The 14417-nt window shown below is 57.4% G+C and carries 13 protein-coding genes and 3 pseudogenes; 2 read left to right on the forward strand and 14 right to left on the reverse strand.

The window, feature by feature from the left end; genetic code table 11:
• Positions 1–270: 270 nt before the first annotated feature.
• Complete coding sequence (locus tag AC24YW_RS32755; RefSeq protein WP_487486570.1) at positions 271–591, reverse strand: HesB/IscA family protein; 321 nt, start codon at positions 589–591, stop codon at positions 271–273.
• A 252-nt stretch (positions 592–843) separates the two neighbouring features.
• Here AC24YW_RS32755 and AC24YW_RS32760 point away from each other — a divergent pair, with 252 nt between their 5' ends.
• On the forward strand, positions 844–1434 hold the full coding sequence (locus AC24YW_RS32760) for a hypothetical protein (protein WP_172787737.1): 591 nt from the start codon (positions 844–846) through the stop codon (positions 1432–1434).
• Positions 1435–1443: 9 nt separating this feature from the next.
• On the opposite strand, the gene AC24YW_RS32765 is transcribed toward AC24YW_RS32760, so the two are convergent.
• Positions 1444–1839, reverse strand: coding sequence for a Rieske (2Fe-2S) protein (locus AC24YW_RS32765; protein WP_172787738.1), 396 nt, complete (start codon positions 1837–1839; stop codon positions 1444–1446).
• Positions 1840–3232: 1393 nt separating this feature from the next.
• Positions 3233–4108 carry a host specificity protein gene (locus AC24YW_RS32770; protein WP_487486571.1) on the reverse strand — a complete coding sequence of 292 codons (876 nt, stop codon included), beginning with the start codon at positions 4106–4108 and terminating at the stop codon, positions 3233–3235.
• 310 nt (positions 4109–4418) lie between these two features.
• Here AC24YW_RS32770 and AC24YW_RS32775 point away from each other — a divergent pair.
• Positions 4419–4572: pseudogene (locus AC24YW_RS32775) on the forward strand (IS5/IS1182 family transposase); the annotation flags it as partial.
• Between the two features lie 607 nt (positions 4573–5179).
• Here the strand turns inward: AC24YW_RS32775 and fdxB are convergent.
• The 11 genes and pseudogenes from fdxB to AC24YW_RS32830 form a co-directional block, all read right to left on the reverse strand.
• Positions 5180–5479, reverse strand: a complete 300-nt coding sequence (gene fdxB, locus AC24YW_RS32780; RefSeq protein WP_172787739.1) for a ferredoxin III, nif-specific — start codon at positions 5477–5479, stop codon at positions 5180–5182.
• 12 nt (positions 5480–5491) lie between these two features.
• Positions 5492–5692 (reverse strand): CCE_0567 family metalloprotein, encoded by a 201-nt coding sequence (locus tag AC24YW_RS32785; RefSeq protein WP_271596649.1) that lies wholly within the window; start codon positions 5690–5692, stop codon positions 5492–5494.
• 8 nt (positions 5693–5700) lie between these two features.
• Positions 5701–6165: a NifX-associated nitrogen fixation protein gene (locus AC24YW_RS32790; RefSeq protein WP_487486572.1), complete on the reverse strand. Its 465-nt coding sequence runs from the start codon at positions 6163–6165 to the stop codon at positions 5701–5703.
• Positions 6166–6171: 6 nt separating this feature from the next.
• Positions 6172–6567: a nitrogen fixation protein NifX gene (gene nifX, locus AC24YW_RS32795; protein ID WP_172787742.1), complete on the reverse strand. Its 396-nt coding sequence runs from the start codon at positions 6565–6567 to the stop codon at positions 6172–6174.
• Positions 6564–7973, reverse strand: a complete 1410-nt coding sequence (nifN, locus tag AC24YW_RS32800; protein WP_487486573.1) for a nitrogenase iron-molybdenum cofactor biosynthesis protein NifN — start codon at positions 7971–7973, stop codon at positions 6564–6566. Before nifN ends, nifX begins: the two co-directional genes overlap by 4 nt.
• 9 nt (positions 7974–7982) lie before the next feature.
• On the reverse strand, positions 7983–9626 hold the full coding sequence (nifE, locus tag AC24YW_RS32805; protein WP_487486574.1) for a nitrogenase iron-molybdenum cofactor biosynthesis protein NifE: 1644 nt from the start codon (positions 9624–9626) through the stop codon (positions 7983–7985).
• Positions 9627–9719: 93 nt separating this feature from the next.
• The gene (gene nifK, locus AC24YW_RS32810; RefSeq protein WP_487486575.1) at positions 9720–11276 is read right to left on the reverse strand and encodes a nitrogenase molybdenum-iron protein subunit beta; all 1557 of its coding nucleotides are present in this window, start codon (positions 11274–11276) and stop codon (positions 9720–9722) included.
• A gap of 64 nt (positions 11277–11340) precedes the next feature.
• Positions 11341–12843 carry a nitrogenase molybdenum-iron protein alpha chain gene (gene nifD, locus AC24YW_RS32815; protein ID WP_487486576.1) on the reverse strand — a complete coding sequence of 501 codons (1503 nt, stop codon included), beginning with the start codon at positions 12841–12843 and terminating at the stop codon, positions 11341–11343.
• 483 nt (positions 12844–13326) lie between these two features.
• A pseudogene (locus AC24YW_RS32820) lies at positions 13327–13461 on the reverse strand (aminotransferase class V-fold PLP-dependent enzyme); the annotation flags it as partial.
• 129 nt (positions 13462–13590) lie between these two features.
• Positions 13591–13744: pseudogene (sufC, locus tag AC24YW_RS32825) on the reverse strand (Fe-S cluster assembly ATPase SufC); the annotation flags it as partial.
• Positions 13711–14343, reverse strand: coding sequence for a cupin domain-containing protein (locus AC24YW_RS32830; protein ID WP_487486577.1), 633 nt, complete (start codon positions 14341–14343; stop codon positions 13711–13713). The pseudogene sufC and the gene AC24YW_RS32830, both read right to left, overlap by 34 nt.
• Positions 14344–14417: the final 74 nt, after the last annotated feature.

Raw genomic sequence — 14417 nt, forward strand, 5'->3', positions numbered from 1 at the left:
CCCACGAGCCACGTGCGTACGTCCCACGCTCGCCCTCGAACGCTTACACGACGTACAGGCACCGGCCAGCCTAGCCATAAACAGACTGCCATCGATGCCGATCAGCTGCCAGCCGCCACCGTGGAGTTATAGAATGAGGCATGAAGAGTTCGAGCGCGTCGCGAATGCGACGCTCCCGCTTTGTCGTAGTGGACGACGATTGCCTCAGTTGTTTTGGCTCGGCCGGCGCGCTTCGATGTTTTCTTCTCATCACCTGAACAATGTTTTTCATCAACAGAACGATTTCCCGCAGGAGCAGTTTGCGGTGGCGTTCGGGTTGTGAAAGGTGAATCCAGAGCCCTCCAGCGCCACGACGAAATCGATGGTCGTACCGACTAGACGATCGCAGCTCTTGCTATCGACGAACACCTTCAGCCCATCGCATTCGATCACGGTGTCGTCAGGCTTCGGTTCCTCGGCCAGACCCATCTTGTATTTGAAGCCACTGCAGCCGCCTGCTTCAATCATGACGCGCAGACCGCCGGACGGGCGCGTTGACGATGATATCGCACTCTTGATCGCATTCACTGCGCTGTCGGTCAGGTTGATCACGTCTTTCACTCATCAGCTTGAACGTAGCCAAGAGCAAGCCACGTGCCAGCGCGCAGACACTTAATGATGCGCACCTTCGCACGTTGGCTTTGGAACAGGCGTCGGATTTCCTACAAGGCTACTCTAGGCGGTGCCAGCCAATGACGCGTTGTCTTCTTAGGGTGGGCCGCTACGCTGCGGCGGCAGGCAATTTGCATCGGATCTGGCACCGACCAACGGGTCGGTGAAGAGCTTAGATCAAGGACGCATTTTATGACTGCAATCGAGAACACCGCACTTGGCAGACTTGAGAAGGAGGGCCGCCTGCTTAACGCCGTACTCAAAGGTGCGACTACCAAGCCGGGCCGGTTCGGCTTTCGTGGCGACGTCGCACTGAAGTTCCAGACTCAGGTCGCGGACGAGAAGCGACCGCCAGACTATTCGATCGAGCAGGTTCTGACGTTCGCGCAGGACGGAGAGCGCACTATTCCGGTGCTGGCCGGCTACCTACATTCCTTTGCATATCTTGCTGACGTCGCGACCGTCCTTGACGGCACCTTAAGCCCAACCGGCGGCTACTTCATGTTTTGCAACAACATCGATTTGCTGGCGAAGTACAGAGTGAAGTTCGGCGATATTAACTTCCACGTCTTACCCTGCGATGAATCCACCGTTTGGAAGGAGATGATGGACCTGGTCGGGCTGAACAAGGATGATATCAAGAAGCTCGATCCGCGGGGTAAGCTTGATTGCCTCCTCGATGCCACGAAGGATCTCGATCTGTCGTGTGAGGAGATCTCGTATGACGACGGGCTAAAGAGGATGGAAGCGGTGAAAAACCGCAACGAGAACCGGCCGGTCTAAGCGCAGTCTTCAGTTATTTGCCCATGCATCGTCTTCGACAAGATGCACACCAACGATGCAGATATCGCCTTCCAGAACTGCCAACGCGATCGGCGTGAGCGCTCTACCCTCACATGGACCTTCGACGCACCGCCCGGTGCCGAGTTCGAAGGTCGAACCGTGCTTGCCGCACATCAACCGGGTGCCGCAAGAATCGAGGAATTGGTTCTGTTCCCAGTCCAATTTGACGCTGTTGTGCGGGCATTTATTGACATAGCCAAGCACCTTTTTGCCCCAGCGCACCACGATGATGGACCACGGCCGGTGCTTGCCGTCATCTTCGACGACCATAAGATGGAATCCCATGGCTTGGCGGCTCGGAATGTCGTTAAAGCCGCAAATTGCATAGATGGGATTTGGCTGCATTCATCACCCGGTTGTTGCAAGGCGCGTTTCATTGTCGTTGTGCAATCACCGTGCAAGAAGTGTACAAGTGCCGGAACGTGTTTCCGGCGATCCAATCGAAAGCTTCGCCGTCGCAGCATACCAATTTCTTTCGCTTGCGCGCAAAATTCAGAACAATTCGCAGGAGCATTGAGCCTTGCTGCCCTTTCCATGCCTGGCTGCCCAGCATAGCTCCAACCTTTCTGGACCATTTGCAGGACTGCTAAACTTGACAACTGGTCTTTGCTGCTCGCCAATCGCCACGCTGCGGAAGGCCGGTTGCAATGCCCTGCGATCGCGTATCCATCGCGGCATCGCAAGTGCCTTCCCACAAAGTGAACGCTCGCTCCCAACCCGCAACGGGGGGCGCACGCGGCGAACATGCGCCCCCTTTAGGCTAGCCCTTGCGCCCGCGCATGGAACGGCGAAATGTCCGTCTTCTGGCCCGCTGCTGCTGTTGCAGCCACTTTACCCTGCAAGCGGCCCCTAAGCCTGCCAAAACCTCTCGAGCAAGCGATACGCAGTGAATGACACTACCAATACTGTTCCATCAGGCGCGAGCTCCTGATCGACATCAAGCAAAGCGCGGGTTGCCGGATGGGCCCGGAAATTGCCGTCGGCGTCGGCGCGCTCGGCTTTTGGAAGGCTTCCTGGACCCGACACCTGCGATGCTAGGTGCTGCACAACACCGCCAATATCTTGGACAAGGTACCGCTCTCGGTGCCAGCCGCCATCAGGAGGGATTCGCGCCAGGTCTATTGGGAGCCGACGCGGACGTCCGCCCGCAGCGGCAATCGACGTCTTTGCGAACAATACCGCGCCAGATGCGGACGGGGAGTCGAGTGATCGCCGCAATCGTCGTCTCACCATGAAGAAATCGCCAGTCTATCTCATCCGTGCTTCGCAGTTGATCCCAATGCTCGGCAGGGAAGTCGTAGAAGGCCAGCAGGGTTTCGCGATCCTTGACCAGGCTCGCGGCTAGGTTTGACCGTCCCGCAGAGAGACCTTATCCTCGATCGGCTTTATGATCACTTCCCGGCTCTTTTTGAGCGCCCGCCGCTTCTTACGGGCTCTGCTTTGGTGCATTGCCGATGTCGTCGATCGGCATCAAGATGTCCGCTCAAGCAGGATTGGTCGATAGACCGTCCCCTAGCCGACGCGGTGGTGGAGCACCGGGCTGCGCAGCGCAAGGGCAGGCAGCTGAGTGCTAAGCCGCGTTGGCGGCGAGCGGCCCCGCGCTGCGTCGGTGCAGCACTCTGGGCGCGATCCCGCCGCCTAACGCCGGCGCGTGTTGAAGTGGCGAGCCATTTCTGCAGCAACATCCTCGATGAGCTCAAGTAGCCACCGCTTTCAGGCCCGACCTCGTCCACAACGACTATTCTGCAGCCGACCCCGGACCTAGATTTAGGCGCTCGAAGTACCAAGACGTGTCATCGCCTGACGACTCTGTCTCATCACTTGCTTCACTCGAAGCTCGCTTGATGTTTGCCTGAGCACCACTACTCTCGGCGGCAAGATATCCTTCAGGTTTGCCTACACGTTGCCATTTACCTTCGTCGTTATGCGTCCACTTGTCGGGATGCTGGTGAGGATCAAGTACCCAGTGATTCTTATCACTCACAGGAACAAAGCCCATCTGAGCCAGGCGGGACTCGATGCCCGGGAGCGCAGGTTTTGACATAATCAATGCTTGTTCGCCGTCTTGCCGAAGCTGATGTTCGAGTAGAATATCGCCAGCGTTCTCGACGAGCGGATGAGTAACCCGAAGATCTACTTGGGATGTGACCTCGTTTCGACCGGGGAACTGGGCGCTGAATCGCCTTCCTCCTACCCGAAGTTTGCCTTCTGTCCTCAGAAGCCCGACAGTTTTGTCACCCAAGCGATAGGCGTAATATCGCGCCTGGTCCGTATCTTCGTCTGTGTGACCATAGGTTCTAGCAACGTTTGCCGCGCGCTGAGCTTTTGTGGATATGAAATCCGAGTACTCCAGTGGACGCTCGGCAATGTACTTGATGTCCTCACCATAGAAGGCCTTCACTTCATCCCCGAACTCATCGATGTCGATCTCTTGGATCGGAGCTTGGGAACTTACGAAGTACGGCCGTGTCGCTGCCTGAGACGAACTTGGGCCAGCATCGGGCGCCATGCCTGCAAGCCTTTCCGCAAAGCCCTCGTCATCTGAATGCTTTGCTTCATCACCCTGGGCAGCGCTTGTGGATTGGCTAGATGAGCCAACAATTCGGCCATACATCGGATCGCTCTCCTGTCGGTACGGTTTGGTGCTGAGCTCGCGTTGCTCGAGCCCTACCGAGGATTGTAAGATGTCTAGCTGACTACGAGCTGACGCGCCGAGGTTGAGCATCTGTCGCCGGCTTTTGTGAGAGGAATCTCACTCCTCGTGAGTGAAGAACGGTTAAGCAAATGAGCTAGAACCCCATCTCGTCGTTGTGGACTGCTGCGAATGCACGGTTTGGTACACCAGGCATGGAAGTCTTGGAATTTCATTTTCAGGATTCCGTCGAATCGACAGCCATAGTTCCGTCGTCGCATCAGAGGTGGCGATGCGGCCGACGAAGCACAGGACGACGGGTCCGGGCAATCCGTTCCGGGCGAGGCTGGACCAGATCATCAATATGAAGCACTCGCGGTTCAGCTCACCACCAAGGTCGATTGGGACTGGATCGACATCCGCCGCTGTACAGCGAGAACAGCCGTCGCGCCGCAGCTCCACGAGCTTGTTTCGAGCGGCCAGCATCGGCCACACAACCACAGGCTCTCAGCGGCAGGTGGGCACCTTGCACGCCTGGCTGAAAACTCTCTGGCGTCTCTTCCTGACCGCCGATGGCACTGAGTTCCGGCCACAGGTGAGGGCCGGATGAGGCAGTCTTAAACCATACCAGATGCGCCTTCGGCGGAACAAGCGTCCCTGCCGGGACGAAGGTCGTGGCAATCTTGAAGTCGTGCCTGCGGGCTTTACGCGCCGCACTCTCCACGTCGAGATGCACACCTCTTGAACGCGATCATGCGGCGGCCCCCTGTGGAGACGACCGCCGAAGGACCCATGAACTCGGTAGTGGATCGCGTTTACTATCGGGGTTGACATCGTAACTGCGATTAAAGCACGGACGACCTCGTAGGCCCGTCGACGCGCTTCCACTCGTCGTTCTCGTTCTTCACACTTCGCCCGCGTTCTCGACGGGGATGAGTAACCTGAAGACCTACCAAGGACGTGATATCGTTGCGGCCCAGCTGTTCCTGCAAATCCTCTCCTTTAATCCGAGCCGGGTCTGCTGCACTTAAATGCCCCGGAGAGCGCCTTCGCTCATGCAGCTTCGGCTGCAGCTGAAACGTGGGTCTGGCAGTCGGCCGGGCAAACCCTGGCGCACGCACCGCATCCGATGCAGGCACCCTGATCGTCCAAGACCATGATCTTCTTCTCGACCTCATCGTCCTCGTCATTGTCGAGGTCGACAAGTTCGCCTTCCTCGTTGATTCCTTTCAAGGTCATGACATCTCGACCGCATACCTTGAAACAGCGGCCACAACCGATGCATTTCTTTGCATCGATCGTGACCAGGTATTGTGGCGTCCAGTCGCGTCCGTCTCGTGTTTGAAACGACATGCATTGCCCCCTCTAGGTATTCTCCAGCGCTTTTAAGGCGCGGCTCGTGCGATCAAGTTCGGCGTAAGAATCGTACGCTTTCTGAGCGACCACCATGATCGAGGTCCAGTTGATGGGTAATTCTTCCGAAAGATCGTGCAAATCCATCTTGGCCTGTATCGCCTTGGCGGACACTTTCCTCAGTTCGGCCTTCAGTGTTTCACGATCCCCCATGAGTATCCTCAATAGTTTGCCACGTCCGGGAACTTCCGAATCAGGTCGATTCCGTCCCTGACATATTTATCCCCCTCCTGCGCCAACTTGACGAAGCTGTCGAATCCGAAGCGATGCACGTCGCGCAGCTGCTTGTTTACGGCGACCAACCGCCCTGCAATGAGCACTATGCGCCCGAAGCCTTCATGATGCAGCTTCAGAATCGGCTGAATCATGACGCCAGTCTCCCTCTCTACCGACAGCGCAACTGCATTGAAGAACAGTTCAAGCCGCCACAGTGTTTTTGGATCGGGATCACCGATAATCGGCAATGCGCGCCGCTTTTCCATGTTCAGGATATAGGGTTCGAGCAGATCACGATCGCTCTTCCCTTCCCAGGCTCCGTTGGTATCCTGAGCACGCCAAATCTTGACCAAATCGATGAGGAATGGCGCGTCGACAAGGCTGGCCTGCTGCTCTATTTTTGCGGTCATATCACCTCATTCATCAAAGTCGAACGTTCTCCGCTGGTCCTTTGCCATGACCTTGCGCAGCCAGGGAGGTGGTGTGCCCTTCAGCACCCGCTCAAGTTTTTCTAGCAACACCAGAATATTTTCTGGTTTACTCACCTTGATAGGATGAATTTTTTTGGCCACCACTCGCGCAGCCGCTGCACCACCAATGGCAGCGACGTAGAGGATTGCGCAATCCTTGACGGCCTCGATCTTTGGCGCCAACTTATCATCGCTGCCGTCTTCCTTAAGATCGCCCTCAAATTCGATCGCTTCAACAAACACGTGCCCGCCGGGAGCGACATCGTAGATTGCGATATTCTTTGCCCAACCAAAATGAGCATCGACGCGTCTCAGGTCCTGAGTGGCAAACGCAACTTTCATGCAACCGACCTCTCAGTCGCGCCAGCGGAGCTGCGATAGCCTGGGCATAGTGGCAGTCCGCGCGCAGTTCGCCACCTATCTGGCGTAGGCTGATCGTTTTTGTCGCGATGCGCAATCACGAGATTGGCGATTTCGAAGATCAGATGACGGGTACCACGATAGCCTACTGACAGCTGGTGTCCCGCGCCAAGTCGATCGAATATCGGAAAACCTGCACGATAGAACGGCACCTTCAGCCGCGCCGCCGCTTGCCTTCCATGCGAATGCGTGATCAGCAGGTCGCAACACCTCTCTTTGGCAAGGTCTTCCAGATCTTCGAGATCGCCAATGATCACCTCCTTGGTCTGGATCCGCTCGATCACCTCCGACTGAGTAGTCGTCACGGCAACGGTCACCTGCGCGCCCATTTCGCTCAGCATGTCGGACAAATCGAGCAGAAGGTCTGGCTCAGCACCGATTGCGAGTTTGCGACCGCCAATATGGAAGTGTGCATCCAGCATGGCATCTGCGAGCTGACTGCGCTGGCGTCGATATTTCAAGGGTATCGGGCGCCCGCTGATCTCGCTCAAAAACGTCATGAACTCATCATTCGGACAGAGACCGCACAGCCGCTCGAAGACACGAAAAGGCACGCCGGTCTTTGCCTGCATGACCTCTGCAGCTCGCCGCATCTGCGCGCCGATTGCAATCGTCCAGCCCGCGCGGCCCATATCCGCAATTTCGCCAACGCCGATGCCACCGATGGTCGTTGGCGTAAACTCATCGGGGATATGCCCATCGAGCGATCCCGCCAGGTCAGGGAGGAAGGACGGTGACAACCCGAAATCCTCCAGTATGACACGGAGTTCATCAAGATCGCCGGGCGTGAGGTGACATCCCGGCAGAACATTCACCCTCGATGGATCCCTCAGGCGACTGGCATTTGGCCCATCCACCAGCACCTCCACAATGCGCGCGACAGCCTTCTCCCAGCCGTCCTGGAACGCACCCTTGAAATCAGGTGTCGAGACGTAAACGAGCGGCAACTTTGCGAGTTGCGGATGCTTGCTCCGGATCAGCTTGAGGTAGGCATCCACATCGTCGCCGTTGGTTTCGGTGACACCAGTCGAGCAGATTCCGATGATCTTTGGCTTAGCTCGCTTGTAGATGTTTAGTACCGCCTGCTCGAGGTTCTCATAACCACCAAGTACCGTCGTGACCTCGCTCATCGCGGTGGTCTGCAGCGGTACAGCCTCTTTGAAATGCCGGACAAAGAGCGTGAGCCCGAAGGATGTGCACCCCTGGGAGCCGTGCAGAAGCGGCATCGCCCCGCCCAGCCCCATGAAAGCGAATGCGCCGCCGATCGGCTGGCTCATCTTCAGCGGGTTGACAGCGCAGGCTTTTGTTGGCGCCGTGACGATGGCCATGACGCCTCCCTACTCTGCGGCCTGTCGCATGGCAGATGGCTCGGACGCCAAGATATCCTCGATACGTCTTTGGCAGCAGCCACCGACCGCATTGGTATGCTCCCTGACCGCTTCGACGCTCCTCAGGCGATGCGCGTAGATTGCATCCTCGATCGTGCCCAGATCGACCTTGTTGCACATGCAGATCTTCCTGGCGCGGCGCGACTCTTCGGCGAGCGCCGGATCGGCGAGCGCGGTCGCGGGCGATTGCATCTGCTCCATCGCCTTGGTCAACGCCTCCCATGGCGCCGGTCGACGTAGCTGCTTCCACATCGGACTGGAGAGCGAATTATCGATCTGCTCCACCAGCTTGACCATTCCGACATAGCCCATATAGGCGTGGCAACGCTCCTGGTTGATATCGAGCCAAGGCACCGCCGCTTTCAGCGCGACGAACTGCGACTTGCCGCCCGATAGCATGATGTCCGCTTTTGCGCCCTTTAATATCTCGTACATCTCGCGCGGCGTCATATCCTCGATCATATGGGCTTCATGCCCCATGAGCTCTTTAATGCGCTCCTTATCTTCCTTGGTCGATTTTTTCACACTGGTACCGACTAACTCAAGCCCGGCTTCCTGGAGTGCCGCAACGACCGACCATGACTTGACGCCGCCGGTCACTAACAATGCCTTTTTGCCTTCGAGCCGTGGCTTATACGGCTCGATCGCACCCCAGGCCCACGCTTCCTCGCGCGCGATCACCGTTTCGGTGCGCCCCAGCAGATCTGTTGGGGCGCCGCGTTCGACCAATAAGCGGGCAATCTGCCGTAGCGATTCGCTCGAATCTTGAATACCGTAGAAAGACCCCTCGAAGAATGGAATCCCGTAGCGTTGCTCCATCTTGCGTGCGACGTTGATCATGGACTTTGAGCACACTAACATCGACGCCCGTGCGCGATGAGATGAAGCGACTTCGCGATATTTGCCATCGCCTGAGATGCAGCAGAGAATTCGTACTCCAAGCTCGTCTAGTAATGGCTTGACTTGCCAGAGCTCTCCCGAAAGGTTGTATTCTCCGATCAGATTGATGTCGTACGGGGTGGTGTAGTCCGGCTCTCGCGTACCGATCACATAGTCAAGCAAGGCCTCGCCGGCCAGCTTGTTGCCGAGGTTCTTCGAACCGACGAAGCCCGGAGAATTGATCGGAATCACCGGCTTTGAGAATCTTCGAGATGCCGCCTTGCAGACTGCGTTGATGTCGTCGCCGATCATCGCCGGGATGCAGGTTTGATAAACGAAGATTGCGGACGGATCGTACTTGTCGATGATCTCCTTGATCGACTTGCAAAGCCGCTTCTCGCCTCCGAATACAATATCGGTTTCGCTCAAATCGGTTGTAAATGCGGTGCGCCACAGATCCGAGCCTGACGACGCTGCCCCCCGATTGTCCCAGGAATTGCCCTCGCACGCGATCGGACCATGTACCAAGTGAGCCACGTCGGTGAACGGCTGGAGCGCAACCTTGGCACCATCGAAAGCACAGCCGCCGGCAGCACTACCTGGCTGCAGCTGTTTGGTGCAGCCGTTCCTGCGTTCAGCCTCCGACTTACTGCCATTCTTGGCGCAGCCCGGCTCGTCGAAGATATCCTGGACCCTGGCCGCTAGTGAACTCATCCTGTTTCCTCTCAGGGCGAACAAATTGCAAAGCAACGACCATGCGAACGTGCCATCGCCCATTGCTTGAGCGATGGCACGCGCAGTCGCTCATCAGCGAATGATGTCGAAGCTGTAGTCCGTTTTGCCAAGAACGTTGGTGTTCTTGTCGATCTCGTCGAAGATCTTGTCCAGGATCTTCACCAGCACGTTCAGGCCGCCCTGATAGCCCCATAGGGGGGAGCGGTGATGATGATGCCGATCGAAAATCGGAAAGCCGATGCGGATCAGTGGCGTTCCGGTATCGCGCTCCAGGTACTTCCCGTAGGTGTTGCCAATCAGAAAATCGACCGGCTCGGTAAATAGGAGTGAGCGCATATGCCAGAGGTCTCGGCCAGGATAGGCTTGGCAGCCCTGTCCAAATGGCGAGCTTGCAAGCAGCGCCTGCATTTTTTCCTGCCATGCCTTGTTGCCGTTGGTAGACAGCACATGGGTCGGTTCGGCGCCGAGTTCGAGCAGAAACGCAGCCAACCCATAGCAAAGATCCGGATCGCCATAGATCGCGAACTTCTTGCCATGAACATGCGCGCTGGAGTCGGCGATGGCGTCCACCAGGCGGCCACGTTCTAGCGCAAGTTGCTCGGGAATCTCCTTGCCGCTGAGGCGTGACAGCGCGACGATGAAGTCATCCGTTGCAGATAAGCCCACGGGGTAATTGAAGGATACGACGTCCTGGCCATGCTCCGCCACGAATGTCAGCGTCTTTTCCGTGCACCATTGTTGCATGGAGATAGTCGCCTTGGCATGAATCGCGTTCGCCGCATCCTCCAGCGTCGTACCACCGTCATACATCCGGAATTCGCCGTCGGTCGGAGTATCAAAGACTTCCGAATTGTCGGCGAGAACCGTATGCTGGATGCCCATCAATTCCAAGACGCGCTTGATCTCGCGAAGGTTTCCAACGGTATAGCCATCGAAGCCGCCAATGATGTTGATCGCCCCATTCGGTTTGCGCTCAAGCTTCGGCGCTGTCCCGGCCTTGCCGTCCCAAAAGTGCTCCAGAATGCCCTTGAGCGCATTGTCATAGCCCGTCACGTGGCTACCGACGAACGCCGGCGTGTGGGCGAACGGCACGTCGAAGTCCGACGGAACTGAGCCTTTTTCTTTCGAAGTCTTGATGAAGGCGTTGAGGTCATCGCCGATCACCTCGGCCATGCAGGTGGTGGAAACCGCAATCATCTTGGGCTTGTACATGTTGTAGCTGTTTGCGAGCCCGTCGATCATGTTGTTCAGACCGCCGAATACGGCAGCGTCTTCCGTCATTGACGAAGAGACACAGGAGCTAGGCTCCTTGAAGTGCCGCGACAAATGACTGCGGTAGTAGGCCACACAGCCTTGCGAGCCGTGGACGAAGGGCAACGTACGCTCAAAGCCAACAGAGGCGAATACGGCGCCAAGCGGCTGGCACGCCTTGGCCGGATTTACCGCTAGCGCCTCCCGCGCGAAGTTTTTTTCGCGATATTCGGCGGTTTTCGTCCATTCCTTGATACGTTCGACCTCGGCAGGATCGCGAGGGTTCTCGAATATCTTCTTCTTGGCCAGCATCTGCTGGTATTCTGGACCGCGGAACAGTTCGACATGATCGAGCACGTGCTCGGCACTCTGCGCCATTGGTGAAATCCTTCACTGTCGTCGAGATTGGTATCGTCTCGGCTTGCCCGAGCGTTGATTTGCTTTATTCGGCAGCCTGGAGCTTGGCGCTCGAAGCTTCCTTCCAGGGGGCCTTCGTTTTCTTCCAAATCGGCGAGTTGACAGCCATGTCCATGTCGCGCGCAAAGATCGCGAATCCGTCATAGCCGTGATATGGACCCGAATAGTCCCAAGAGTGCATCTGCCGGAACGGCACACCCATCTTTTGAAAAACGTACTTTTCCTTGATACCCGACCCGACAAGGTCAGGCTGGAGCTTTTCGACGAAGCGCTCGAACTCATAGCCATTGACGTCATCGTAGATAAGCGTGCTGTCCTTCACGTAGTGCTGAGCTGTGCGCTGATAGTCGTCGTTGTGACCGAACTCGTATCCGGTGCCAATGACTTCCATCCCCAGGTCCTCATATGCGCCGATAACATGACGCGGACGGAGCCCGCCGACGTACAGCATCACGGTCTTGCTCTCCAAGCGAGGCCGATATTTAGCGATCACCGCGCTCGCGAGCGGCTGATACTTCTCGATTACCCGCTCGGCGCCTTCCTTGATCTTGTCGTCGAAATAGCCCGCAATCTTGCGCAATGACTCTGCGATCTTTGATGGTCCGAAGAAATTGTACTCGCACCACGGAATACCGAACTTCTCTTCCATGTGGCGTGAGATGTAGTTCATTGAACGGTAGCAATGCAGAATGTTGAGCTTTGCCTTCGGCGTTGCTTCGAGCTCAGCGAGTGAGCCGTCGCCGGACCACTGCGCGATTACCCGCAGACCCATCTCCTCCAGCAGAATTCGGGATGACCAAGCGTCCCCGCCGATATTGTAGTCTCCGATAATCGCAACATCGTACGGCGTCGGCTCGAACTTGGGTTTGGCATCGTCCTCGAGATGACCGAAAATCCAATCGCGCACCGCATCGTTCGCAATGTGATGGCCCAGTGACTGCGACACGCCTCGGAAGCCCTCACAACGGACCGGCACGATGGTCTTGCCTCCATACTCCTTGGATTTTGCTCGTGACACGGCTTCGATATCGTCGCCGATCAATCCGATCGGGCATTCCGATTGGATCGTGACGCCGTTGTTGAGCGGAAACAGCTCTTGGATTTCATCAAGAACTTTGACCAGTTTTTTGTCGCCGCCGAATACGATGTCCTTTTCCTGGAAGTCGGAGGTGAACTGTAGGGTCACGAAGCTATCGATACCTGTGGTGCCAACGTAATAGTTGCGACGCGAGCCCCACGAATACTGACCGCAGCCGACGGGGCCGTGGCTGATGTGAACCATGTCCTTGATTGGTCCCCAGACCACCCCCTTTGACCCCGCATAGGCGCAGCCTCTGATCGTCATCACGCCGGGTATGGATTTGATGTTGGACTTGACGCCGCAGTCTGACTTTCCGGCCTGGTGAACATTGAGGTGCTTGGCACGCCGCTTCGCGGTTTTCTCCGGATAGACCTTCAGCACCTCCTCGATCAGCTCTTTGTTGCGAGCCCTGATTTCTGCGATGCTCTGGGTCGTGGCGAGACTCATCTGATGTCCTTCAAAGGTTAGCTGTTGCGAGGGCGGCTTCTTGATCCAAGACTTTTGCAACCAGCATGCCAGCGTCTCCTGAGCACCAAAACCGCAACAATCAAAGCTACTTACCGCACCTCGTGCGGTGACAAGGCCGTTGTTGCGAATCCGACATGGCGCTTTCGCAGAGAACTCTTGGTGTGGCCCCGTTCGAAATTGAACAAGGCGAGCTCTGCCTGAAATCTCCCACCCCGTTCTGGAGCCTATCCGCGATTGCAGTGCTCTGTGATTGAAGGAAGAAAGTCGGCAGCAAGGCCGGCTGGCCGACACAGGCTTACCAATGCTTCTATACTTACCTACAGATGCTCGCTTGCTGCGATGATGATGACGTGTACGATCCGAAGCTGCAGAGCTCAACGCGAGCTGCCTTGCCACGTGAACGCTCGCCAGGTTACGCGAGCAGTTGCCACGCCCTGACAAGGACACGCACAGCACATCGATCTCTTCGCGTGTATTGTAAAGCCCAAGGGACACACGGCACGTCGCCAGCAGGCCGAAACACTTGAGCAGCGGCATCGCACAGTGCGCCCCGGCCCGCACGGCTAAACCGGCAAGGTCAAGGATGGTGGCAATATCATGCGCATGTGTTCTTCACTTCAAACGAAATGATCGACCCTTCTCGGCCGGCGTCCCGATCATGCGCACGAAGTTGATGGCCTGAGCCCCTCCTCCGGGTAAGCAACCAGTATCTTCTCGGGCGCGGATGGAGAATTCCTGCTCGCCGCGCGCCTTGCCCTGGGCGTTCAGTGCCCCCCGCAGGAAGTTCATTGTCGTCACGCCGGAAACTCGACAGGTTCTGGAATGCCAGGAACACGCCTTGGCGCCTCAACCTGCCGGCGAATCGGTCTGGCGCAGCGTCGTCACCCAGATCACGCGCGCCACCTGTTGGGTCGGGTTGTCGAACATGTGCGGCACGATGCTCGGAAAGCGAAAGCTGTCGCCGGTTTCCAGCACATGGGCCTGGTTCTCGAGCCACAGCCGCAGGCTGCCCGAGAGGATGTAGCCTGCCTTCTCGCCGGTGTGCTGCAGGAAGTCGGTGCCGGAGGAGGCGCCGGGGTTGAGCGTGAGCTCGTAGAGCTCAAGCTGGCCCTTGCCTTCCGGGGTCAGCGCTTCCTTGACGACGCCGCTGGCGGTGAGCCGCAGCAGCCGGCGGTTGGTTTTGCGCACCATGTAGCGCTGCCCGTCGGCGGGATCGCTGCTCTCGAAGAAATAGGAGATGGGGACGTCGAGCGCGATGCCGAGCAGGCGCAGCGTGCGGATCGACGGCATCGCACGTGCGCGTTCGAGCTGGCTGATCATGCCGGTGGACAGGCCGGTCTTGTTGGCGACTTCCTGGATCGAGAGGCCGGCGCGCTGCCGCAGCAGCCGCACGGTTTCACCCAGGCGCTGGTCGACCGCATCGTCAGCTTCGATTCCCGAAGCGGCCTTGGTGCCGTTGGTATCGCCGCGACCATCCATGTCGCTCTCCCGTGCATTCATTTCAGCCTCGGGCATCTCGCCTCGTCGCTTCAGTCGGAGTGAAAGCGGACTCA

The organism is Bradyrhizobium sp. USDA3516 (assembly GCF_057651995.1).